Annotated in this window: 19 protein-coding genes; 7 read left to right on the top strand and 12 right to left on the bottom strand. The window is 63.7% G+C overall.

Annotated features, from left to right (window positions below; genetic code table 11):
- The first annotated feature begins 242 nt into the window (after window positions 1–242).
- Together AC0L3D_RS11500 and AC0L3D_RS11495 are read left to right on the top strand one after the other, a co-directional pair.
- Window positions 243–2,585, top strand: coding sequence for an NADP-dependent malic enzyme (locus AC0L3D_RS11500; RefSeq protein WP_473644393.1), 2,343 nt, complete (start codon window positions 243–245; stop codon window positions 2,583–2,585).
- 326 nt (window positions 2,586–2,911) lie between these two features.
- A complete protein-coding gene (locus AC0L3D_RS11495; RefSeq protein ID WP_473644391.1) occupies window positions 2,912–4,063 on the top strand; it encodes a DUF2865 domain-containing protein in 1,152 nt (383 codons plus the stop codon).
- On the opposite strand, the gene gltX is transcribed toward AC0L3D_RS11495, so the two are convergent.
- The 4 genes from gltX to AC0L3D_RS11475 all read right to left on the bottom strand — a co-directional run bounded on the left by gltX (window position 3,981) and on the right by AC0L3D_RS11475 (window position 10,554).
- A complete protein-coding gene (gene gltX, locus AC0L3D_RS11490; RefSeq protein WP_473644389.1) occupies window positions 3,981–5,354 on the bottom strand; it encodes a glutamate--tRNA ligase in 1,374 nt (457 codons plus the stop codon). The genes AC0L3D_RS11495 and gltX overlap by 83 nt on opposite strands.
- A gap of 300 nt (window positions 5,355–5,654) precedes the next feature.
- Window positions 5,655–7,460, bottom strand: a complete 1,806-nt coding sequence (locus tag AC0L3D_RS11485; RefSeq protein WP_473644387.1) for an ABC transporter ATP-binding protein — start codon at window positions 7,458–7,460, stop codon at window positions 5,655–5,657.
- Window positions 7,461–7,982: 522 nt separating this feature from the next.
- A complete protein-coding gene (locus AC0L3D_RS11480; protein WP_473644385.1) occupies window positions 7,983–9,695 on the bottom strand; it encodes an NAD+ synthase in 1,713 nt (570 codons plus the stop codon).
- Window positions 9,696–9,840: 145 nt separating this feature from the next.
- Window positions 9,841–10,554, bottom strand: coding sequence for a DNA-3-methyladenine glycosylase I (locus tag AC0L3D_RS11475; protein ID WP_419693458.1), 714 nt, complete (start codon window positions 10,552–10,554; stop codon window positions 9,841–9,843).
- A gap of 89 nt (window positions 10,555–10,643) precedes the next feature.
- Here AC0L3D_RS11475 and AC0L3D_RS11470 point away from each other — a divergent pair, with 89 nt between their 5' ends.
- Window positions 10,644–11,207, top strand: coding sequence for a DUF1003 domain-containing protein (locus tag AC0L3D_RS11470; protein ID WP_128169008.1), 564 nt, complete (start codon window positions 10,644–10,646; stop codon window positions 11,205–11,207).
- Window positions 11,204–11,791 (top strand): DedA family protein, encoded by a 588-nt coding sequence (locus AC0L3D_RS11465; RefSeq protein ID WP_473644383.1) that lies wholly within the window; start codon window positions 11,204–11,206, stop codon window positions 11,789–11,791. Before AC0L3D_RS11470 ends, AC0L3D_RS11465 begins: the two co-directional genes overlap by 4 nt.
- A 3-nt stretch (window positions 11,792–11,794) precedes the next feature.
- On the opposite strand, the gene AC0L3D_RS11460 is transcribed toward AC0L3D_RS11465, so the two are convergent.
- The 3 genes from AC0L3D_RS11460 to AC0L3D_RS11450 form a co-directional block, all read right to left on the bottom strand.
- A complete protein-coding gene (locus AC0L3D_RS11460) occupies window positions 11,795–12,376 on the bottom strand; it encodes a hemerythrin domain-containing protein (protein WP_473644382.1) in 582 nt (193 codons plus the stop codon).
- Window positions 12,377–12,474: 98 nt separating this feature from the next.
- Window positions 12,475–12,834 (bottom strand): diacylglycerol kinase, encoded by a 360-nt coding sequence (locus AC0L3D_RS11455; RefSeq protein WP_091593617.1) that lies wholly within the window; start codon window positions 12,832–12,834, stop codon window positions 12,475–12,477.
- Window positions 12,835–12,927: 93 nt separating this feature from the next.
- Entirely contained in the window at window positions 12,928–13,347 is a 420-nt protein-coding gene (locus AC0L3D_RS11450; RefSeq protein ID WP_473644380.1) for a GFA family protein, read from the bottom strand.
- Window positions 13,348–13,582: 235 nt separating this feature from the next.
- Here AC0L3D_RS11450 and AC0L3D_RS11445 point away from each other — a divergent pair, with 235 nt between their 5' ends.
- Entirely contained in the window at window positions 13,583–13,957 is a 375-nt protein-coding gene (locus AC0L3D_RS11445) for an antitoxin Xre/MbcA/ParS toxin-binding domain-containing protein (RefSeq protein ID WP_473644378.1), read from the top strand.
- On the top strand, window positions 13,917–14,705 hold the full coding sequence (locus AC0L3D_RS11440) for an RES family NAD+ phosphorylase (RefSeq protein ID WP_473644376.1): 789 nt from the start codon (window positions 13,917–13,919) through the stop codon (window positions 14,703–14,705). Before AC0L3D_RS11445 ends, AC0L3D_RS11440 begins: the two co-directional genes overlap by 41 nt.
- Here AC0L3D_RS11440 and AC0L3D_RS11435 read toward each other — a convergent pair.
- The 4 genes from AC0L3D_RS11435 to AC0L3D_RS11420 form a co-directional block, all read right to left on the bottom strand.
- The gene (locus AC0L3D_RS11435; protein ID WP_473644401.1) at window positions 14,702–14,830 is read right to left on the bottom strand and encodes a hypothetical protein; all 129 of its coding nucleotides are present in this window, start codon (window positions 14,828–14,830) and stop codon (window positions 14,702–14,704) included. The two genes, AC0L3D_RS11440 and AC0L3D_RS11435, sit on opposite strands and share 4 nt — an antisense overlap.
- 73 nt (window positions 14,831–14,903) lie before the next feature.
- On the bottom strand, window positions 14,904–16,277 hold the full coding sequence (locus AC0L3D_RS11430; protein WP_091593609.1) for a class II 3-deoxy-7-phosphoheptulonate synthase: 1,374 nt from the start codon (window positions 16,275–16,277) through the stop codon (window positions 14,904–14,906).
- 307 nt (window positions 16,278–16,584) lie between these two features.
- On the bottom strand, window positions 16,585–20,082 hold the full coding sequence (gene mfd / locus AC0L3D_RS11425; RefSeq protein ID WP_473644374.1) for a transcription-repair coupling factor: 3,498 nt from the start codon (window positions 20,080–20,082) through the stop codon (window positions 16,585–16,587).
- A gap of 13 nt (window positions 20,083–20,095) precedes the next feature.
- Window positions 20,096–20,383: an FAD assembly factor SdhE gene (locus AC0L3D_RS11420; protein WP_128169001.1), complete on the bottom strand. Its 288-nt coding sequence runs from the start codon at window positions 20,381–20,383 to the stop codon at window positions 20,096–20,098.
- A 310-nt stretch (window positions 20,384–20,693) separates the two neighbouring features.
- Here AC0L3D_RS11420 and recG point away from each other — a divergent pair, with 310 nt between their 5' ends.
- Window positions 20,694–22,802, top strand: a complete 2,109-nt coding sequence (gene recG, locus AC0L3D_RS11415) for an ATP-dependent DNA helicase RecG (protein WP_473644372.1) — start codon at window positions 20,694–20,696, stop codon at window positions 22,800–22,802.
- On the opposite strand, the gene AC0L3D_RS11410 is transcribed toward recG, so the two are convergent.
- Window positions 22,754–23,512, bottom strand: a complete 759-nt coding sequence (locus AC0L3D_RS11410) for a DUF502 domain-containing protein (protein WP_128186074.1) — start codon at window positions 23,510–23,512, stop codon at window positions 22,754–22,756. The genes recG and AC0L3D_RS11410 overlap by 49 nt on opposite strands.
- Between the last annotated feature and the right edge of the window lie 4 nt (window positions 23,513–23,516).

The following is a 23,516-nucleotide window of genomic DNA, read 5'->3' as shown; positions in this document are numbered from 1 at the left end:
TCGTATTCGATGCGGCTCGCGCGTGAAGGTCGTTTTCCACCCATTGCAGACATTCAAACTGGATGTCGGCGTAGCTCGCCGCAGCGCGCCGCCCCGCGTCCAGCATTTCAATGGGACCACGCAGCGGGACGCTATGCGAACCCAAAGGCCGCACTTTGCGACATATCACCTCTCGAAAAGCCTCGGCTGCATGCTAAGAGACTCAAAACTCAAAACAGCAAACGGACTGAGGAGCGGCCGGCATGCAAGGCGAAAACAAAAAAGCAGCCCGGTCGGACCTCGACGAAGCCGCCCTCTATTTCCACAAGCACCCACGCCCTGGAAAGCTTGAAATCCAGGCGACAAAGCCGCTCGGCAACCAGCGCGATCTGGCGCTTGCCTATTCGCCGGGCGTCGCGGCGCCCTGTCTGGAAATCCGCGACAATCCGGCAGCCGCCGCCGACTACACGGCGCGCGCCAATCTGGTTGGTGTCGTCTCCAATGGTACGGCGGTGCTCGGCCTCGGCAATATCGGCCCGCTGGCCTCCAAGCCGGTGATGGAAGGCAAGGCGGTGCTGTTCAAGAAATTCGCCGGCATCGACGTCTTCGACATCGAGATCGACGCGCCTGACATCGAGCGGATGGTCGAGACGATCTCGGCGCTGGAGCCGACCTTCGGCGGCATCAACCTCGAGGACATCAAGGCGCCCGAATGTTTTGAGGTCGAGGAACGGCTGAAGGCCCGCATGGCCATACCGGTCTTCCACGACGACCAGCACGGCACCGCGATCATCGTCGCCGCCGCCGTGCTCAACGGGCTGGAATTTGCCGGCAAGACGATCTCCGACATCAAGATCGTCACCTCTGGCGCCGGGGCAGCGGCCCTCGCCTGCCTCAACTTGCTGGTTTTGCTCGGCGCGCCCATCGAAAACATCTGGGTCACCGACCGTTTCGGCGTCGCCTACAAGGGCCGCGTCGACGAAATGGACCGCTGGAAGGACCCCTATGTGAAGGACACCGAGGCGCGCACGCTGGCCGATGTGCTGCCGGGCGCCGACGTGTTCCTGGGCCTTTCGGCCGCCGGCGTGCTGAAACCGGAATTGCTCCAGCACATGGCGCCAAAACCGCTGATCCTGGCCTTGGCCAACCCCAACCCCGAGATAATGCCGGAAGCGGCGCGGGCGGCGCGACCAGACGCCATGATCTGCACCGGCCGTTCCGATTTTCCCAACCAGGTCAACAACGTGCTTTGTTTTCCTTACATTTTCCGCGGCGCCCTGGACTGCGGCGCCAGCGCCATCAACGAAGAGATGAAGATGGCTGCGGTGCGGGCGATCGCAGCCCTTGCCCGCGAGGAACCGTCTGACGTCGCCGCCCGCGCCTATTCCGGCGAAACGCCGATCTTCGGGCCCGATTTCCTGATCCCCTCGCCGTTCGATCCCAGGCTGATCCTGCGCATCGCGCCGGCGGTGGCCAGGGCAGCCTGCGACACCGGCGTCGCGACACGGCCGATCACCGATTTTGCCGCCTATATCGACACGCTCAACCGCTTCGTCTTCCGCTCCGGCCTGGTCATGAAGCCGGTGTTCACGATGGCCAAGACGTCGAGCGCCAAGCGCGTCATCTATGCCGACGGCGAGGACGAGCGCGTGCTGCGCGCCGCCCAGGTAGTGCTGGAGGAAGGCATCGCCGAGCCGATCCTGATCGGCCGTCCGCATGTCATCGAAGTCAGGCTGAAACGCTACGGGCTGCGCATCAAGCCGGGCGTCGATTTCGGCCTGATCAATCCCGAGGACGATCCGCGTTATCGCCACTATGTCGACCTTTTGATCGAGCTCGCCGGCCGGCGTGGCGTGACGACGGAGGCCGCGCGCACCATGGTGCGCACCGACAACACGGTGATCGCCGCACTTGCCCTCAAGCGTGGCGACGCCGACGCCATGGTCTGCGGCCTGGAAGGACGGTTCGAGCGGCATTTGCGCAATGTCACCCTGATCATCGGCCCGCGCGCCGGCATCAAGGATCACGACCTGTCGACGCTTTCGATGCTGATCTCGCAGCGCGGCATCATTTTCCTCACCGACACCCATGTCACCGTCGATCCGACCGCCGAGGAGATCGCCGAGATGACGGTGCTGGCGGCCGAGGAAATCCAGCGCTTCGGCATCGAGCCCAAGGCCGCCCTGCTGTCGCATTCGGATTTCGGCTCGCGCGATTCGCCAAGCGCGCTCAAGATGCGGCAGGCAGCGGCGATCCTGGCGCGCATCGCGCCGGACCTGCAATGCGACGGCGAGATGCATGCCGACTCGGCTCTGTCGGAGCCGCTGCGCCAGCGCGTCTATCCGCATTCGCGGCTGAAGGGCGAAGCCAATCTGCTGGTCTTCCCCAATCTCGATTCGGCCAACATCACGCTCACTGCGCTGCGCGCGATGATGGACGCGCTGCATGTCGGCCCGATCCTGCTCGGCACCGACAGGCCGGCGCATATATTGACGCCGTCGGTGACGTCACGCGGCGTCGTCAACATGACGGCGCTCGCGGTGGTCGAAGCGGCCCACAAGGCGCAGGCGGTCGTAAGTCTGGGCGAAACCGGCCTTTCGCGGTAAGCTAAATGAACAGTTAACCGCAGACGCGGTAACCTTCGCAACCGACGAGGCAAGCGGAGTTCCGGATGGGCGCGAGGTGGAAGCTGACGCATGCCGCCGCATCAACTGTCAAAGGCGGCGCCGCCCCTCATCGCCCTGCCCGTCCTCCGCAGCAGCTGCGCTGCAGCTGCGGAGGGTGGGCCGGGTACTTCTCCCCGTATAGTAACGGGGAGAAGGGGGCTGGCCGCAGTCTCGGCTTCCTTACTGCGACGCTGGTGATTAGCGAAACCGGTGACAAAAGCGCCCCTCTCCCCGTCCCTATACGGGGAGAGGATGCCGGCAGGCAGGTGAGGAGCACCAACGCCCGGGGCGAGAAACCGCTAAAACTGACGCGTGCCGCAGCGCTGCTCGGTGCCCTGGCGCTATCAGCCTTTGCCGCCACCGAACTGCAGGCCGCCTCCGGTGTTTGCCGGCAGCTGGAAGCCGATCTCGCGGCCGCTTCGCGCGGTGGCGGCACCAAGCCAGCCCTGCTCAGGAAATATGACGATGCAATCGTGCGGCAGCGCCAGCAGATTTCAAAGGCCGTCAGCCAATCCAGCCGCGCCGGCTGCGGCTTTTCGCTGTCGCGCCGCAACGCCAACGCATGCGCCACACTCGACGCCACCATCGATCGCATGGCAGCCAATCTCGACGGCTTGCAAGCCACGCGCGCTGAACTCGCCGGCGACGGCTCGCACCGCAATCGCGCACGCATATTGGCTTCGCTCGACGCCAATGGCTGCCGCGATGATGCGGCGCCGCCAAAGCCGGCACCGGGCCGCGACGCCAGCCGTGGAACCGGCGAGAAAAACTTGCTCGACCAGCTTTTGGGCAGCGACGCAATTGGACCCGGCGCGTCCGACCGGCCTGAAGAGCCCGATCAAGCCATGGGTCCGCGCGACATCCGCACTATGCTCGATAATGGCGACGACATGGGCCAGCCGCACGGCGAATTCCGCACCATGTGCGTGCGCACCTGCGACGGCTATTTCTTCTCGATGTCGAACGCCGCCTCGCTGGGCGATTTCGAGCGCGACCAGAAGAACTGCGATTCGAGTTGCCCCGGCACCGAGATGCAGGTGTTTTATGCGCGCGGCTTTGGCGACGACTCGGGCGGCATGACGTCTTCGGTAACCGGCAGGCCCTACAGCGAGCTGCCGACCGCCTATCTCTACAAGCAGCCCGCGCGTCCGCCGGCCTGCGGCTGCAACGCCGCGCGAAATTTCGAGATCATTGCCGGCAACCCGCCAGGCCCGGAACAGCCTGACCCCGCCGACCCCGCGAGTTTGGCCAATGGCGAAGGCCGGCTCGAAGCCATCGAGCCCCGTGCCGCAAAACCCTCGCCGACGACCTTGCCGCCGCCGGAACAGCGCAAGGTCAGGGTCGTCGGGCCAACGTTCCTTCCCGACCCAGCAGCGGCAACAGATCTGCAAGCTCGGGTCCCGAGGGCTGGCCCGTAAGCGCCAGCCTGAGCGGCGTGAACAGCGCTTTGCCCTTGCGGCCGGTTGCTTCCCTGATCCTGCCGGTCCACTCGTTCCAGACCGACCCGTTCCAGGGGTCTTCCGGCAAAAGGTCGAACGCATGGCGAAGGAACTCGCGGTCGGGGTCGGAAAAGTCCGGCTGCTCCTGCGGGCCGTCGCGAAGTGTGCGCCACCAGATTGCGGCGTCGGCCAACCTGTCGAGATTGCCGCGCACCGCCAGCCAGAACGGCTCCGCCTGTTCGCCGGAAATGCCGAGCACGATCAGCCGGTCGCGCGCCTCGGAAAACGGCATATGGTGCAGCAGCGTGCGATTGAGCACGAAAAGCTCGTCCGGATCGAATTTGGCCGGGGATTTCGATGTCGCCGCCGGATCGAATCGCTCGGCAAGCTCAGCCATCGTCTGCACGGCGGCGACGTTTTCCGAGGTGCCGACGAGCACCGCCAGCGAGGCGACCGCCATCGGCTCGATGCCGGTCTCGCGCAGGCTTTCGATGGACAGCCCGCCGCTCCGCTTCGACAGGCCCTCGCCCGATGCGGTGGTCAACAGATTGTGGTGGCCGAACACCGGCGGCTCGGCACCCAGCGCCTGGAACAAGGCCAACTGCACGCCGGTATTGGTGACGTGGTCGTCGCCGCGGATGACATGGCTGATCCCCATCTCGATGTCGTCGACCACCGAAGGCAGAGTATAGAGATAGGTGCCGTCCTCGCGCATGAGAACCGGGTCGGAAAGCGAGGCTAGGTCGACGGTTTCCTCGCCGCGCACCAGATCGTTCCAGTGGATTTCGGTGCGCTCCGGCTGCAGCGGATCGCTGGTGAAATTGGGCAGCAGAAAGCGCCAATGCGGCCGGCGGCCATCGGCTTGGTATTCGGCGACCTGCTCGGCCGTCAGCGTCAGCGCCTCGCGGCCGTAGACCGGCGGCAGGCCGCGTGTGCGGCGCACCTTGCGCCTGAGATCAAGCTCTTCCGGTGTTTCGTAGCAGGCATAGAGAAGGCGCGCCGCCTTTAATTTCTCCACCGCCGCATCGTAGATCTCGAAGCGCCGTGACTGGTATTCCGTGGCGTCGGGAAAGATGCCAAGCCAATGCAGGTCGTAGAGGATGGCGTCGGAGAACTCCTGCGTCGAGCGTGCGACGTCGGTGTCGTCGAAGCGCTGGATGAAGCGGCCCTTGTTGTTCATGGCGAACAGCCAGTTGAACAGCGCAGTGCGCGCATTGCCGATATGAATGCGGCCGGTGGGTGATGGGGCGAAACGGACGGTAACTGTCATGAATGGGGCGTACCGGATGGTTTTGCTGTTGACAAGACACGCCCCCGCGCTTGGCCGCAGACATAAGACATGACGAAGGCGATGAAAAGGCGGCAGCGCCGCGCGTTTAGCGCATCGGCCCGAAAATCGGAACCGATCTTCGGAAAGCACGATGCGCAGATTCAAAGTTGTTAGAGCGTACTTTGTGCGTCCAAGTGGACGCACGTCGCTCTAACGCATCGGCCCGAAAATCGGAACCGATTTGCGGAAAGCATGATGCGCAGATTCAAAGTTGTTGGACGCGCGCGGCGCTGCAAGTCGTCAGATCGCCAGCCCCTTGGTCAATTCGAGCGCCTGGCGCTCGAACAGCCGGCGGTAGATGCCGCCTTGCAGCCGGATCAGCTGATCATGCGAGCCCTCCTCGACGATGCGGCCGCGATCGAACACCAGAAGCCTGTCAAGCGCTCGCACCGTCGAAAGCCGGTGCGCGATGACCAGCGTCGTGCGGCCGACCATCAACCGCTCCATCGCCTGCTGGATCAGCACCTCCGATTCCGAATCGAGGCTCGACGTCGCCTCGTCCAGAATGAGGATCCGCGCATCGGCGAGGAAAGCCCTCGCGATCGCCACCCGCTGGCGCTCGCCGCCCGATAGTTTCACGCCGCGCTCGCCGACCAGCGTGCCATAGCCTTTCGGCAGATCGATGATGAAGTCGTGCGCGCTTGCCAGCCGTGCGGCACGCTCAATCTCGGCCTGCGTCGCGCTCGGCCGGGCATAGGCGATGTTTTCGGCCAGCGACCGGTGGAACAGGATCGGCTCCTGCTGGACGATAGCGATCTGCCCGCGCAGCGACGCCTGCGCCACCCCGGAAATATCCTGGCCGTCGATCAGGATCGTTCCCGCGTTCACGTCGTAAAGCCGCTGGATCAGCTTGACGAAGGTCGTCTTGCCCGAACCCGAATGGCCGACCAGCCCGACGCGCTCGCCCGGCGCGATGTCCACCGAAAAGTCGCGATACAGCGGCAGTCGGTGGCTGCCATAATGGAAGGTGACGTTGTCGAAGCTGATGCGGCCGTCGGTGATGCGGATCGGCCTGGCGCCGGGCACATCCTCGATGCCGAGCGGCTCGAACTGGAAGTCGACCAGTTCCTCCATGTCGTTGATCGAGCGCTGCAAATTGCGGATGTGCGTGCCGATATCGCGCAGATAGCCTTGCAGCACGAAGAACGAGGTCAGCACGAAGGTGACATCGCCGGCGCTCGCCTGCCCCCACGCCCACAAAAGCAGCGAAAATCCGATCACCGCTGTTCGCAGAAGCAGCAGCATCGATCCTTGCGTGGTGCCGTTGATGGTGCCGCGCACCCAGGTGCGGCGCGTGCGGGCGCGCCATCTGGCGACGACCTTGGCGAGGCGTGTTTCCTCGCGTTCCTCGGCGCCAAAGCCCTTGACCACGGCGTTGCAGCTCACCGCATCGGCCAGAGAGCCGCCAAGGCGCGTGTCCCAAGCATTGGCAAGCCTTGCCGCGGGCGCGATATAGCCAAGCGACAGCAGCGCCGTCACCGCGATGAACAGCACCGAGCCTGCGGCGACGACAGCACCCATCAGCGGCCAGAACCAGCCGAGCAGCAGCGTCGAGCCGACGAGCATGACGACGGACGGCAGCAGCGCGATCAGGATCGTGTCGTTGAGCAGGTCGAGCGCCCACATGCCACGGGTTATCTTGCGCACGGTCGATCCGGCGAAGCTGTTGGCGTGCCAGTCGGTGGAGAAACGCTGGACCCGGTGGAAGGCGTCGGCGGCGATACCCGCCATCATCTTCAGGGTCAATTCGACGATGGCCATGAAGGCGAGGTTGCGCAGCACGACACCGGTGAGCGCCAGCGCCACCAGCATCGAAAAGGCCGCCATCGCCGCGTCCCAGGCGACATCGTCGGCCGCAGCACTGCTGGCGACGGCGTCGACCAGCCGGCCGGAATAGAGCGGCGTCAGCACGTCGGCCAAGGTCGACAGCAGGAATGTGCCCATGATGAGCGAAAGCCGCCACGGCTGGCGCCGCCAATGACTGAGCGTGAAGCCAAGGACGCTGCGAAAGGCGCCGGCGCGCAAATCGATCTGAAAACGAGCCATGATGTCATTCGGGCGCAAACGAGCCCGGTCCCGGTAAGGTCGAAGTTGAGAAAACCGCGTTGGGCGAATTAGTGCCCAGGAATGCGGGAGGTTCGGCATATTGGCGGCTCGCCCGAATACGGGCGGCGACCGGCATCGACGAATGCCTGCTGTCAGATTGCCTGGCCGTGAAGCTGAAAAACCTTCCGGCGCGCCCTCTGAGACCTAGGCTTCGCGGCCTCGCATAACGATGTCAAATCCTGGCATTCGGTCCTCCCATTAGAGCGACGTGCGTCCATTCGGACGCACGAAGTACGCTCTAACTTCTTGAATCTGCGCATCGTGCTTTCTGAAAATCGATTCCGATTTTCAGGCCGATGCGTAGGGATCGCGGAGACGCCGTTATAGAGACGCGTCTACGCCGCGCCAAGCCAGCAGGTTGCCGAAAGCGCATCTGGTCCAACTGGTGAGGCGATTTTGCAACAATCGCGGGTTGTGCACTTCCTCGCGGCAGCCATTTTCACAGGAGCAAAAAACGGCGATCTATCCGCCGTCCCTGAACCGGTTGGTGATGGGATAACGGCGGTCGCGGCCGAAATTCTTTTTGGTGATCTTCACGCCCGGCGCTGCCTGCCGGCGCTTGTATTCGGCAATGTAGAGCAGGTGCTCGATGCGCGTCACCGTTGCCCGGTCGTGGCCGCGGGTGACGATTTCGTCGACACCCATCTCGTTCTCGACCAGACACTCCAATATGTCGTCCAGCACCGGATAGGGCGGCAGCGAATCCTGATCCGTCTGGTTCTCGCGCAGTTCCGCCGACGGCGCCTTGTCGATGATGTTGTTCGGGATCACCTCGCCGGATGGGCCCAGCGCACCCGGCGGCACATGCGTATTGCGCCAGCGCGCCAGCGCATAGACCTGCATCTTGTAGAGGTCTTTTATCGGGTTGAAGCCGCCATTCATGTCGCCGTAGAGCGTGGCGTAGCCGACCGACATCTCGCTCTTGTTGCCGGTGGTCACCACCATCGAGCCGAACCTGTTGGAGATCGCCATCAAAATGGTGCCGCGCGCGCGGCTCTGCAGGTTTTCTTCGGTGATGCCTTCCTTGGTTCCCTCGAAAAGCTGCGTCAGCGTATGCAGGAATCCCTCGACCGGCTCGAAGATCGGCACGGTGTCGTAACGGCAGCCGAGCGCGCGGGCGCAATCCTCGGCGTCTTTGAGCGAGTCCTTCGAGGTGTAGCGGTAAGGCATCATCACGGCGCGCAGCCGCTCCTCGCCGAGCGCATCGACGGCAAGTGCGGCGCAGATCGCCGAATCGATGCCGCCGGAAAGACCGAGCACGACATTCCTGAAACCGTTCTTGTTGACGTAGTCGCGCAGGCCCAGCATGCAGGCGCGGTAATCGGCCTCCTCCTTTTCCGGGATTTTCGACATCGGTCCTTCGGAGCAGACCCAGCCATCAGGACCATTTCCAAGTTGCGCGCCTGCGGCGGCGCGGCGCTTCCAGGTGGTGACGTTGACCGTTTCCTCGAACTGGCTCATCTGGAAGGCCAGCGTCTTGTCGGCGCCGATGGCAAACGACGCGCCGTCGAAGATCAGTTCGTCCTGGCCGCCAAGCTGATTGGCATAGATGATCGGCAACCCGCATTCGATGACCTGGCGGATGACAATCTGGTGGCGAACATCGACCTTGCCGCGATAATAGGGCGAGCCGTTCGGCACCAGCAGGATTTCAGCACCGCTTTCGGCCAGCGTCTCGCAGACGCCGACATCGCCCCAAATATCTTCGCAGATCGGAATCCCCAGGCGCACGCCGCGGAAATTGACCGGCCCCTGGATTTCAGGGCCGGCCTGGAAGACGCGCTTCTCGTCGAATTCGCCGTAGTTCGGCAGATCGAGCTTGTAGCGCTCGGCAAGGATCTTGCCGCCATCGGCAAAGATGATCGAATTGTGCGTGCCGCTCTTGCGCTTCAGCGGGGTGCCGATGATGAAGCCAGGCCCGCCATCGGCAGTATCGCCAGCGAAATCCTGCGCCGCCCGCTCGCAGGCCTTCAGGAACGCCGGTTTCAGCACCAGGTCTTCGGGCGGATACCCAGCAAGGAAAAGCTCGGTGAACAGCACGATGTCGGCGCCCTGGCGAGCGGCATCCGCCCTCGCCTCGCGCGCCTTGGCGAGATTGCCGGCGACATCGCCAACCGTTGGATTGAGCTGGGCGACGGCGATGCGCAATATGTCGGAAGCGGTCTTGTCGGTCATGCCTGCTGACTTAGCGCGACAGAATTGGCCGGGCAATGGCGTTTGCTTGGACCACCCCAGACCGAATGACCTAGGTCATTCGTGTCAGACCGTATGACACATGTCATTCGTAAGACCGATCGGACCGCCGGATACCGATCGCGTCCTATTCGCCCATATATTCGCGCAATGCCTGCGGCGAATGGTTTTCGCCGATCGACATCGCCAGGATGCGCGAAATATGCCGGCGCGGCAGCCCGGTGTCCGCCGCCCAGGCATTGATCTGGTTCTGGATCTTGTCGAGATCGCGCTTCGAGGTCGGGTGTTCGGCGATGTCCAGGCCGGCGTCGCGCAGTGCGGCCGCCATGTCGCCTGAGATGATGAAGGCGTCCCACTCCAGCCACCTCAAAAAATACTGGCCGGTATTGCCGCCGAGCCGGCTGCCATGCTTGCCGAGATAGGCCATCAGTCCAACCTGGTCGTCTTCTGGCCAGTCGGCGAGGAACCTGCCAAAGCCGCCGTGCTCCTTCGACACAAGCTCGACGAAAGCCGCGTTGTCGCGAACCGCCTTGATCTTCTGCGGATTGCGCACGATGCGCTCGTCTGCCGTCAGCTCGTGCCAGAAATCGTCAGGCTGGAACAACAGCCGCTTCGGCTCGAAGCCGAGAAACGCTTGTTCGAAACCCGGCCATTTCTGCTCGATGACGCGCCAGACGAAACCGGCGGCGAAAACACGCTCGGCCATCGTCGACAGGATGCGGTCATCGGAAATGTCAGCCACCGCGGCATTGTCGGGCATCGGCCCCAGCAGCGACGCCAGCACCGCTTCCCCGCCCTTGCGTTTGGCCGCGCGGGCGCGGATTTTCTGAAAATCCATCATTGTTTCCTCACCCTGTCGCGTCAATCTACCACTTCCCGCGCGAACCGGCAGCCTCTAGGTCTATGCGGACGCTGACGACGGAGGCGACAATGAACAAGACGATCGAAGATCTGGCAAACCGCTGGCTGCGGCGAAGGCCGGATGGCCTAAGCCAGGTCGAGAGCCAGGTGCTGCAAAGCACGCTCGAACGCACCACGATCGCGAAGGACACCAACAAGGCCGTCGCTTTTCACCAGACGTTTGGCGACCGCCTCGCCGATACCATCGCCCGGATCGGCGGTTCGTGGTCCTTCATCCTGGTCTTCATCGCCTTCCTGATCCTGTGGACGTCAGGCAATGCCTGGCTTTTGTCGCGTGACGCCTTCGATCCCTATCCCTTCATCTTCCTCAACCTTATCCTGTCGATGGTCGCTGCGCTGCAGGCGCCGGTGATCATGATGGCGCAGAACCGCCAGGCCGAGCGCGACCGCATCGACGCCGCCCACGACTACGAGGTCAATCTCAAGGCCGAGATCGAGATCATGGCGCTGCATGAGAAGCTGGACGAACTGCGCCACAGCCAGATCGTTGGCATGCGCGACGAGATCGCGCAGCTGGCCGAACAGGTGAAGCGGATCGACGAGATCCTGTCGAAGCAGCGGACGCCTTCATGACGGATGCCATCCACAATCTCATCGAGCAATATGGGCTGATTGCCGTCTTTCTGGGCTGTGTCGCCGAGGGCGAAAGTGCCGCCCTCCTCGGCGGTTTTTTCGCGCATCAGCATGTCTTCGTCCTGTGGCAGGCGTTCCTGGCGGCCGCCATCGGCGCCTTTGCCGGCGACAGCTTTTTCTTTATCCTCGGACGAAGCTTCGCCGACCATCCGTTCGTGGTCAAACTGAAGGGCCGCCCGGGTTTCAGCCACGCCTATCGTCTTGTCTCCACCCATCCCGACATTTTCGTGCTGACGAACCGCTTTATCTATGGCCTGCGCCTTGTCGGCGGCATCGCGGCCGGATTGTCCGGCATGGCCGTGACGCGCTTTGTCATTCTCAACGCCATTTCATCGATGGTCTGGGCCGGATTGTTCACCACCATCGGCTATGTGTTCGGGCTGGGCGCGGAGCGCATCGTCGGCCAGGCGTTGGTCCGTCACGAGCGATTGCTGATCGCCCTGGCGATTGGCCTGGCAGCAGCGATCCTCGCCTGGTTCATCGCTCACACCATTGCCAAGAAGGAGCGCAGCAAGGAGACGTGAGGATCAGTCGATGCCGAGCGCCCGGTCGCCGCGATCAAGGATCAGCGGGATGATCAGGTCTTCCTCGTCGGCAAGATGCCGGGTCAGCATGGCGATCAGCCGGCTGTTCTCGTCGGCATAGGCATCGGCGGCAAAGCGCTGCTTGTCCTCGCTCTCGCTTAGCGTGCGGATGAAAGCGTTTGCGGCCTCGGCATTGCGCTCCAGCCCTTCATGGATCGTATGATGATCGGCATCGAGAATCTCGAAGCCGCGCTTCAGCCGGGTCTCGGCCTTGGCGAAGACCGGAAAATAATGGATATCCTCGACATTATGGTGGCCGTCGAGGTGCCCAAGAAAATGATTGAGCCGCGGCGCGAACCAGCGCGCGAACTCCGGCGCCGTCAGCCGGCCCTCGCGATAGTCGTCAGTGCCGTTGGTCAGCATGCCGCCGAGCTCGCGGAACATGTCGTGCCGCTGCAGCCACATAGTGGCGATGCCATGGATATTGGCGTGGCCATGCCAGACCTCGCGCGGGTATTTTTCAGCCAGCCAGCGCAAATCGTCCGGCAGGCCTGCGCGTTCGAGCAGCAGGGAATCGGCGGTCATGCCGGTCTCCTCAGACCATGATTCCGGAAAGTGGATACCGGGTTTCGGAACAGATCATGGGATCAGGTTGTGGTGACCGGCATGTAGGGGTTTGATGGCTAGATCGGTAGCCCCATGATTCGCTCGATGATGGCGATGCCCCAGACGCCGGCAACGATCACCACCGAAATCAGCACCGCCAGCGAACCGCAGTCCTTGGCGAGCTGGATATCGACGTTGAACTCCCGGCTGAACGCATCGCATGCGGCCTCGATGCCGGTGTTCAGCACTTCGACCATGATCAGCAGCAGCACCGCGCCGATCAGCAGCGCATAGCCGCGCCACGACACCGAAACAAACCAGCCGAGCGGCAGCGCCAGCACGAGCAGCATCAGCTCCTGCTGGAAAGCTTTTTCGCTGGAAGCCAATTTGCGAAATGCCCGCACTGAATTGTAGAAAGCATCGATCAGCCGCTGCATGCCAAACCTTTCCGAATCACCGGCAGGGGATAGCGCAATGGCCGGATCAAGGGAATAAGGCGATCGCTGCAAAATCATTTGCCGGCGAGCTTGTCACTCATCGGCGACCTTGATCGACGGCGTCGACTTTTCGAACTGCGGCAGCCCATCGTCGATCGTGTAGTAGTCGCCCTTGTCGCCGACGAATATGTGGCATTGGCCCTGAAGTCCGGTGGGCTTGTCGAACAGTCCGGCGAGAACCGAAACATATTCATCATCCTGCGGCTTCCAGAACAGCAACGAGCCGCATGTCTTGCAGAAACCGCGCCTGGCAAACGACGATGCTTGGTACCAGGTGATGCTTTCCGCGCCCATAATCGTGATGTCTGCGTTGGCAACATTGGTTGCAGCGTAGAAATGCCCGCTCTGCTTCCGGCATTGCGAGCAGTGGCAGTAGATGACGCCGCGCAAGTCCCCTCGCGTCTTGAACCGCACAGCCCCGCACAGGCAAGAGCCGCTATGTGTGTTGTCCATCTCGGGCCTCCCGACGCAGCCGTGATCCTCGGCGTCCCTTGCCAGGATTCCAGTTTTGCAGCGGCCGTGCTCAAGCGAATGCGACATTCGACGGGCGTGTTCCGCACAGCACGGTTTGGAGAAAGCGGCAGGCCGCGCCAACAGCCTCTCGACGCTCCGCCAATTGTTAAAGCAATATCTTTCCATATGAATTTTTGTGCGCTATATTTTCATCAGAAAGGAGACGCTGCCGACAATGCAACCCAATCTCCCTGCCAACACGGCCGAAAATGCAGTGCTGACTAAGGCGACGCTGCGCGCCGCCGACCTGCTGGACATTACCGCCAGGATGCTGGCCTCCATCATCGGGGTTTCGGAAGCCACGGTTTCGCGCATGCGCAGGCAGGAATTCCTGCTGGAGCGTGGAACCAAGCCGTTCGAGCTTGCCGTGCTGTTCGTCCGCCTGTTCCGCTCGCTCGACGCCATTGTCGGCGGCGACGAGACCGTCGCCCGGGCATGGCTGAAGAATGCCAACACGGCCTTCGATGGCACCCCGCTCGAAAAAATCGTGACGATATCAGGGCTTGTCGATGTCATCGCCTATCTGGACTCCCGACGCGCTCTCGTCTGAAGCCGCCAAACGAGGTGGCAAGTATGGGCTCGACGGCAAATACTGGCGCATGGTCGAGGCGCAGCACCGCGTCTCGACATTGAAAGTCGTTGACACGCTCGACGAGCAGGCCGTCCTCGAAGACCTGATCGAGGAAACCAAGCCGCAAATCCCCTTGGAATGCCGGCATCTGCATTATCTCCTGGCAACGCCCTTCCGCTACGGCTCGATCTACCCGCACGGTTCGCGCTTCCGCCGCGCCGGCCGGACCAAGGGCGTCTACTATGCGGCGGAAACCATTATGACCGCCGTTTCCGAAATGGCTTTTTACCGCCTGCTGTTCTTCGCCGAATCGCCGGCTACGCCGTGGCCACGCGACGCCGCCGAATACACCGCCTTCGCCGCAGCGATACGCAGCACAAAGGTGATCGACCTGACGCGGCCGCCGCTCGACCGCGACGCGGCGGCGTGGACGCACCCGACCGACTATGCGGCCTGCCAAAATATTGCCGATGTCGCGCGCGAAGCCGGGCTGGAGGCGATCCGCTATCGCTCCGTGCGCGACCCGAAAGGCGCTAACGTGGCGCTGCTGGCATGCAGCGGCTTTGCCAAGCCGAAACCGCTGGAACCCCATACCTGGCGCATCAGGCTGGGCGCCTTCGGCGTGCAGGCGATCTGCGAGTTCCCGCAAAGGCGGATCGAGTTTTCGAGGACGGCGTTTGCCGCCGATCCCCGGCTCGACGGACTGCGCTGGGAGCGCGGGCGCTAGCCGGCGGGTGCGTAGCGCAGCAGCGTCACGCCCTGGGTAAGGCTTTCCTTACCGAGCGGCTTCAAGGTCAGCGACAGGCCGGACTGGAAGTACGGCTTGCCGCCGCCAAGCACGACCGGGTGGATGTATAGCCGGTACTCATCGATCAGACCGGAGCGTGCCAGATGCGCGGCAAGATCTGATCGATGGTGACTGAAATCAGCCGTTGACGGCCTGCTTGTGCTGAACCGGGTGGCTCTTCTTGAGCAGGTCTGACACCAGGAACGCCAGTTCGATCGCCTGGTCGGCGTTGAGGCGCGGGTCGCAATGGGTGTGGTAGCGATCCTGCAATTCCTCGGCGGTGATGGCGCGGGCGCCACCGGTGCATTCGGTGACGTTCTTGCCGGTCATCTCGATATGGATGCCGCCCGGATGCGTGCCTTCGGCGCGATGCACCTCGAAGAAGCTCTGCACCTCCTTCAGGATGCGGTCGAACGGCCGTGTCTTGTAGCCGGCGGCCTCGATCGTGTTGCCATGCATCGGGTCCGACGACCACACCACGCTGCGGCCTTCCTTCTGCACTGCGCGCACCAGCTTCGGCAGATGCTCGGCGACCTTGTCGGAGCCGAAGCGCGCGATCAGCGTCAGCCGGCCGGGCTCGTTTTCCGGATTGAGCAGGTCGATGAGCTGCAGCAAGCCGTCCGGCGTCAGCGACGGGCCGCATTTCAGGCCCAGCGGGTTCTTGATGCCACGGCAGTATTCGACATGGGCATGGTCGGGCTGGCGGGTGCGATCGCCGATCCAGATCATGTGGCCGGAGGTTGCATACCAGTCGCCCGAGGTCGAATCGACGCGGGTCAGCGCCTCCTCGTAGCCGAGCAGCAGCGCCTCGTGGCTGGTGTAGAAGTCGGTCTCGCGCAGCGCGTAATTGGTCTCCGAGGTGATGCCGACAGCCTTCATGAAGTCCATCGTCTCGGTGATGCGGTTGGCGAGCGACTCGTATTTCTCGCCCTGCGGGCTGTCGGACACGAAGCCGAGCATCCATTGATGCACGTTCTCCAGGCTGGCGTAGCCGCCCTGCGCAAAAGCGCGCAACAGGTTGAGCGTCGCCGCCGACTGGCGGTAGGCCATCTCCTGGCGTGCGGGATCGGGAATGCGTGACTTGGCGTCGAACTCGATGCCGTTGATGATGTCGCCGCGATAGCTGGGCAGGGTCACGCCGCCCTTGGTCTCGGCGTCCGACGAGCGCGGCTTGGCGAACTGGCCGGCAACACGGCCGACCTTCACCACCGGCTGCGCGCCGGCGAAGGTCAGCACCACGGACATCTGCAGGAAGACGCGGAAGAAGTCGCGGATGTTGTCCGCGCCATGTTCGGCAAAACTCTCGGCGCAATCGCCGCCCTGCAGAAGGAATGCGTCACCGGCAGCGACGGTCGCAAGCTGCTTCTTCAGCTTGCGTGCCTCACCTGCAAAAACCAGCGGTGGAAAGGTGGCGAGCTGGGCTTCCGTGTTCTTCAGCGCGGCAAGATCCGGATAGGCAGGAACCTGCTGGATCGGCTTTGCTCTCCACGAATTCGGCGACCATTTCGTCATCGTTGCACCCAAAATTCTTTCCAGCGGGTGTTATAGCCCGCCATTTCGCCCCAATACGGGGGTCGCGGCTCCATACACGAAGCCGATTTCCTATTCTAGACCGGAATTTCGGTGGTGGCGAATGGCGCAAGCTCGCCGCCTGTCTTTCCTTCTCCCCTTGTGGGAGAAGGTGGATTGGCGCGCAGCGCCAAGACGGATGAGGGGTGTTGGCCGGAGCACGGTTTTGCCAAGCTGGAACACCCCTCATCCGGCCGCTTCGCGGCCACCTTCTCCCACAAGGGGAGAAGGGGGAGCCGGCTGAGCCGCGCTAAGCCGCCTTCTCCACCAGCCTTGCCAGCTGCGTCATGACGACCGCTGAACCGGCCAGCCGCTTTTCAGGTGTCGGCCAGTCGCGGACGAAAACGACGCTGTGGTCCGGCCGGATCTTGGCCAGCGAACCCTGCTCGCCGATGAAGGTGACCAGCCCGACGGGGTTGGAGAACTCGCGCTTGCGGAAATGGATGACGACGCCCTTTGGTCCGGCATCGAGCTTTTCGACATTGGCCTTGCGGCACAGCGCCTTGATGAAGACGATCTTCAAGAGATGCTTCACTTCCTCCGGCAGCGGTCCGAAGCGGTCGATGAGCTCGGCGCCGAAAGCGTCGATCTCCTCGGTGTTTTCGAGATCGCCGAGGCGGCGGTAGAGCGCCAGCCGCAGCTGCAGGTCCGGAACATAGCTTTCGGGGATCATCACCGCCGTGCCGACGGCGATCTGCGGCGACCAGCCGCCATCCTGCACCTCGCCGGAATCCTTGACCTCGGCAACGGCCTCCTCCAGCATCTGCTGGTAGAGCTCGAAGCCGACCTCCTTGATGTGGCCGGACTGTTCCTCGCCCAGAAGATTGCCGGCACCGCGGATGTCGAGATCGTGGCTGGCGAGCTGGAAACCGGCGCCGAGCGTGTCGAGCGACTGCAGCACCTTCAGCCGGCGCTCGGCGGTATCGGTCAGCTTGCGGTTGGCCGGCAGCGTGAACAGCGCATAGGCGCGCACCTTGGAGCGGCCGACGCGGCCGCGCAGCTGGTAGAGCTGCGACAGGCCGAACATGTCGGCGCGATGCACGATCAGCGTGTTGGCGGTCGGGATATCGAGGCCGGATTCGACGATGGTCGTCGACAACAGCACATCGTACTGGCCGTCGTAGAAGGCGTTCATGATGTCGTCGAGCTCGCCGGGCGGCATCTGGCCGTGAGCGACAGCCACCTTTAGCTCGGGTACGGATTCACGAAGGAAATCATGAATTTCCGCCAGATCGCTGATGCGCGGCACGACATAGAAGGAATGACCGCCGCGGTAGCGTTCCCGCAGCAGGGTCTCGCGGATGACCAGCGGGTCGAAGGGCGAGATGAAGGTGCGCACAGCCAGGCGGTCGACCGGCGGCGTGGCGATCAGCGACAGTTCGCGCACCCCGGTCAATGCCAGTTGCAGCGTGCGCGGGATCGGCGTTGCCGACAGCGTCAGCACATGCACGTCGCTCTTCAGGTCCTTCAGCCGTTCCTTGTGCTTGACGCCAAAATGCTGTTCCTCGTCGATGATCAACAGGCCGAGATTCTTGAACGAGATCGACGAGCCGAGCAGCGCGTGAGTGCCGATGACGATGTCGACGGTGCCGTCGGCGATGCCTTTCTTGGCCTCTGCCAGTTCCTTGGCGCCGACCAGCCGCGAGGCCTGGGCGACGCGGATCGGCAGGCCGGAGAAGCGCTGCGAGAAGGTCTTGAAATGCTGGCGCGACAGCAGCGTCGTCGGCACCACCACCGCGACCTGAAAGCCTTCCATCGCCGCAATGAAGGCGGCGCGAAGTGCCACCTCGGTCTTGCCGAAGCCGACATCGCCGCAGATCAGCCGATCCATCGGCTTGCCGGCGCCCAGGTCGCCCATCACCGAATCGATCGCCGTCTGCTGGTCGTCGGTCTCCTCATAGGGAAACCGCGCGGCGAATTCGTCATAGAGACCGCCTGCCGGCACCAGCGAAGGGGCAGCGCGGATATGCCGCTCGGCGGCGATGCGGATCAACTGCCCGGCCATGTCGAGCAGCCGCCGCTTCAGCCGCGCTTTTCTGGACTGCCAGGCGCCGCCGCCAAGCTTGTCCAATGTCGCCTCAGTCGAATCCGAGCCATAGCGCGACAAAAGCTCGATGTTCTCCACCGGCAGGAACAGCCGGTCGTCGCCGGCGTAATGGATTTCGAGACAATCATGCGGTGCGCCGATCGCCTCGATGGTGCGCAGCCCGATGAAGCGGCCAATACCGTGGTCGCTATGGACGACGATGTCGCCGGAGGACAAAGCCGAGGCCTCGGCGATGAAATCGGAGGGGCGCTTCTTGCGCTTCGAGCGACGGATGAGCCGGTCGCCCAGAATGTCCTGCTCGGCGACGACGACCAGTTTCTCGGTCTCGAAGCCGGATTCGAGCGGCAGCACGGCAAGTCCGGCCTGCCCCGGTTCGAGCTTTTCCGCCTCGGCCAGCGTAGCCACCGGCTCGAGGTTGCCGAGATGATGCTCGGCCAGGATCTGGCCGAGCCGGTCGAGCGAACCTTCGGTCCAGCCGGCGACGACGACGCGACGGCGGGCGGCGCGCTCGTCGGCGATGTGTTTTACAACGACGTCGAAGACGTTGACGTTGGGGTCGGCGCGTTCCTCGACGAAGCTGCGGCCATGCCGCGACCCGGCATGGAAGATTTTCCTGGCGCCGGCGTCGGGCGCGTCGAACGGCGTGAAGTCGATCGCCTCGCGCGGGCCAAGCGAGGCGATGAGGTTTTCCGGCGACAGATAAAGCAGGTCGGGCGGCACCGGCTTGTAGGGGACGGCGTCCTTCAGCGCGCCGTCGGCCTGCTTCCTGCGCGCCTGGTAATGGTCGAGGATCAGCGCATGGCGCTCCGCCAGCGCCTCATGCGCCAGATGATCGAACACGACAGGCGTGTCCGGCAGATAGTCGAACACCGTCTCCAGCCGCTCGTAGAAGAACGGCAGCCAGTGCTCCATGCCGGCGAAACGCCGTCCCTCGCTGACCGCCGCATACAGCCCGTCGTCGCGCGAGGGCGCGCCAAAAGCGTCGATGTAGGAGCGGCGGAAGCGGCTGATGGTCTCCGGCGTCAGCGCCACTTCGCTCATTGCCTGCAGCGCCATCGACTTGCGCTGGCCGGTGGTGCGCTGCGTGGCGGCGTCGAAGACGCGGATCGATTCCAGCGTGTCGCCGAAGAAATCGAGCCGCAGCGCTTCCGTCCAGCCCGGCGCGAACAGGTCCAGAATGCCGCCGCGCACGGCGAACTCGCCGACGCCGCGCACGGTTGGCACCCGCTCGAAGCCTGATATCTCCAGCCGCGACGCCAGTGCGTTCATGTCGATCTGGTTGCCGGGTTTGGCGTGAAATGTCTGCGCCTCGACAAGGCTTGCCGGCGGAATGCGCTGCAGCAGCGCGTTGGCGGTGGTCAGGATGACGGCGCGGTGCGGGTTTTTTGCCAACGCGATCATCGCGGTGAGCGCGTCCAGCCGCCGCGCCGCGGCATCCGAGCCGGGCGAAACGCGGTCATAGGGCAGGCAATCCCAGGCCGGCAGTTCGAGCACCGGCAGGCCAGGCGCTGCGAATGAAAGCGCCTCGACGATCGAAGGCAGGCGCTGGCCGTCGCGCGCCACGAACAGCACCGGCTTGTCGGGCGCGATCTCGTGCGCCGCCTGCACCAGCGCGAAGGCTTCGTAACCGTCGGCGACGCCGTCGACGATGAACTGGCCGGCGCGGCCTTTCGGCAGGCCGATTGTGGGGATCAGGCTCATGGAATCACGTATTTCAGAATGTCATCGCCTGGCGCGACGCCAGGATTTTTTGCAGGACGGCACAGTCGATGTCAGCCGGAATCGGCCGCTCGCCGGTGATCACGGGCAGGAATTCGGTGTCGGCAATTTCGAGGAGCCTCTCATATTGGTCGAGTTCGTCGCCGGTCAAGGCGCCGATCTCGGCGTCGGCGAAACTGCCGAGAATAAGGTCCATTTCGCGCATGCCGCGATGCCAGGATCGAAACAGAAGCTTGCGGCGGCGGGCGTCGAGCCCCTCGCTTGATCGTCTCGTTCCGGTCATCGTCCAGCATCCTTGCCTGAAGCGGCGCATATAGCGTGGATAGAGCGCGGTGTCAGCCTTGCAACGGCCCGGTGGGTGTCTAACATCCCGGTGTGACATACACTCCTGACAACATCGGCCCAGGCACCCACCTCTGTCCTGCCGGACATCTCCCCCTCAAGGGGGGAGATCGGATGTTGTTTCTGCTTTCGCAAATCTCCAAGGCTGTAGAAGGAACGCTGTCGGCAAAGCTGCCGATCTCCCCCCTTGAGGGGGAGATGGCCGGCAGGCCAGAGGGGGGTGAGCGCCGACATCACATGTCCTCTCACCCATGAGACCTTCCCTCCTCGATCCGCTGTTTGTCCCGATCACCTCGCTTGCCGGCGTCGGGCCGAAGGTCGGCGCACTGATCGAGAAAATCGTGCCGGCCGATCTCGGTGATCGCCCCGCGCGTGCCGGCGATCTTCTGTTCGTGCTGCCGCATTCGGTGATCGACCGCCGCAACCGGCCGGGCATCGCCGGTTCGGCTGAAGGCGCGATCGTCACCCTGGAGGTGCGGATCGATCGCCACCAGCCGCCGCCGCGCGGCAACCGATCGGTGCCGTACCGGGTTTACGCCCATGACGACACCGGCGAGATCGCGCTGACCTTCTTCCATGCGCATGCCGCCTATCTCGAAAAGGCGATGCCGGAGGGCGAGCATGTCGTGGTCTCCGGCCGCATGGAATGGTTCAACGGCCGCCCGACCATGGTTCATCCCGACCACATCGCGCTGGCCAGCGAAGCGGAAAACCTGCCGCTGGTTGAGCCGGTCTATCCGCTCACTGCCGGCCTCTCGGGAAAAGTGCTGCGCCGGGCAATCGGCCAGGCGTTCGCTCGCTTGCCGGTGCTGCCGGAATGGCAGGAGGGTGAGTTTCTGCGCCGCCGCAGCTTTCCCGCCTTCGGTGATGCGCTCGCCCGCATCCACAATCCCGCCGACCCGATCGACGTGTCCGTCGACGGCGCGGCCTGGCGGCGTCTCGCCTATGACGAGTTTCTGGCGGGCCAGGTGTCGCTGGCGCTGGTGCGCGCAAAAGTCCGCCGCTTGTCCGGCCGGCCGCTGGTTGGCGACGGCCGCATCGTCGAAAAGCTGCGTGCCGCCCTTCCCTATTCGCTGACCGATTCGCAGGAAATGGCGCTTGCCGAGATCAATGCCGACCTCGGTGACCCCGAACGCATGCTGCGCCTGCTGCAGGGTGATGTCGGCTCCGGCAAGACGGTTGTCGCGCTGCTCGCCATGGCGCGCGCTGTCGAGGCCGGCGGCCAGGCGGCATTGATGGCGCCGACCGAAATCCTGGCGCGCCAGCATCTTGCGACGATTGCGCCTTTGGCGGAACAAGCCGGCCTGCGCATCGCCATCCTCACCGGGCGCGAAAAGGGCCACGAGCGCACCGAGACGCTGGCCAGTCTGGCCAATGGCGAGATCGACATCGTCGTCGGCACCCATGCGCTGTTCCAGCAAACGGTGACGTTCCACGACCTGGTCGTCGCCGTCATCGACGAACAGCACCGGTTTGGCGTCCACCAGCGGCTGGCCATCACCGCCAAGGGCGACGCGCCCGACATGCTGGTGATGACGGCGACGCCGATCCCGCGCACGCTGGTGCTGACCGCTTTCGGCGACATGGATGTGTCGAAGCTGACGGAAAAACCAGCCGGGCGCCAACCGATCCGCACCGTGACCCTGCCGCTCGAGCGGCTCGACGAACTGGTCGGCCGCATGCGCGACGCCGTCGCCGACGGCCAGAAGATTTACTGGATCTGTCCGCTGGTCGAGGAATCCGAAGAGATCAAGCTGATGTCGGCGGAGGACCGTTTTGCCTCGCTCAAGCCCCTGTTCGGCGGCCGGATCGGCCTGGTGCACGGGCGCATGAAGGGCGCCGAAAAAGACGAGGCGATGCGCGCCTTCAAGGCCGGCGAGACACGCATCCTGATCGCCACCACTGTCATCGAGGTCGGCGTCGATGTGCCGGATGCGACGATCATGGTCATCGAGCATGCCGAGCGCTTCGGCCTCGCTCAGTTGCACCAGTTGCGCGGCCGGGTCGGGCGCGGCGAAAAACCGTCGTCCTGCGTGCTGCTCTACAAGGACCCGCTCGGCGAGACGGCAACGCGCCGGCTGTCAGTGATGCGCGAGACCGAGGACGGGTTTCGCATCGCCGAGGAGGATCTGAAGCTGCGTGGCGAAGGCGAGTTGCTCGGCACCCGCCAGTCCGGCACACCTGGCTTCCAGGTGGCGCGCATCGAGGCGCATGCCGATCTGCTCGAAGCGGCTCGCGACGACGCGCGGCTGATCCTGTCGCGCGATCCGGAACTGCAATCCGAACGCGGCGCCGCCCTTCGCATGCTGCTCTATTTGTTCGGCCGCGACGAGGCGGTGCGGCTTTTGCGCGCCGGCTGAGGCTCGGCATCCACAGGCGGATTGCCGATCTGGCCGCCGATCGGCTTGCCGTTCAACGTTACCATTTTCGTCTTGACCGCCGGCGCCACCAGCCCGGCCGAAACGATCAGCTTGGCGCCGTCCTCGATCGTCATGTCGAGCAGCACGATATCGGATTTCGGCACATACATCAGGAAGCCGGTGGTCGGGTTGGGCGTGCACGGCATGAACACCGCGATCAGCGGATCTCCCTCCTGGTCGAGCTTCTGGTTGATCTCGGTTTCCTTCTCGCTGGCAACGAAGACCAGCGACCAGACGCCCTTGCGCGGGTATTCGACCAGCCCGACCTGGCGGAACATGTCGCCCTTGTTCGACAGCACGGTCTCGAAGATCTGCTTCAGCGACCCATAGATGCCCCGCACCAGCGGCATGCGGCCGAGCAGCCGCTCGCCGAACAGGACGATAGCCCGGCCGACGATATTGGCGGTCAGGAAACCGATCAGGGTGATCAGGATCAAGGCGACGATCAGCCCGAATCCCGGAACCGGCGCCGGCAGATAGCTATCGGGGTTGTAGCGCGCCGGAATATAGGGTTTCACCCAGGAATCGACCCAGCCGATGAACGACCAGGCGATGTAGGCAGTGATCGCCAGCGGCGCGCAGACGACAAAGCCTGTCAGGAAGTAATTCCGCAGCCGGGTCATGCCTGAGGTCTTGGAAGCATCGGACATGGTT

The organism is Mesorhizobium sp. WSM4837, assembly GCF_055811435.1.
This window is presented reverse-complemented; position numbering and strand designations above follow the sequence as displayed.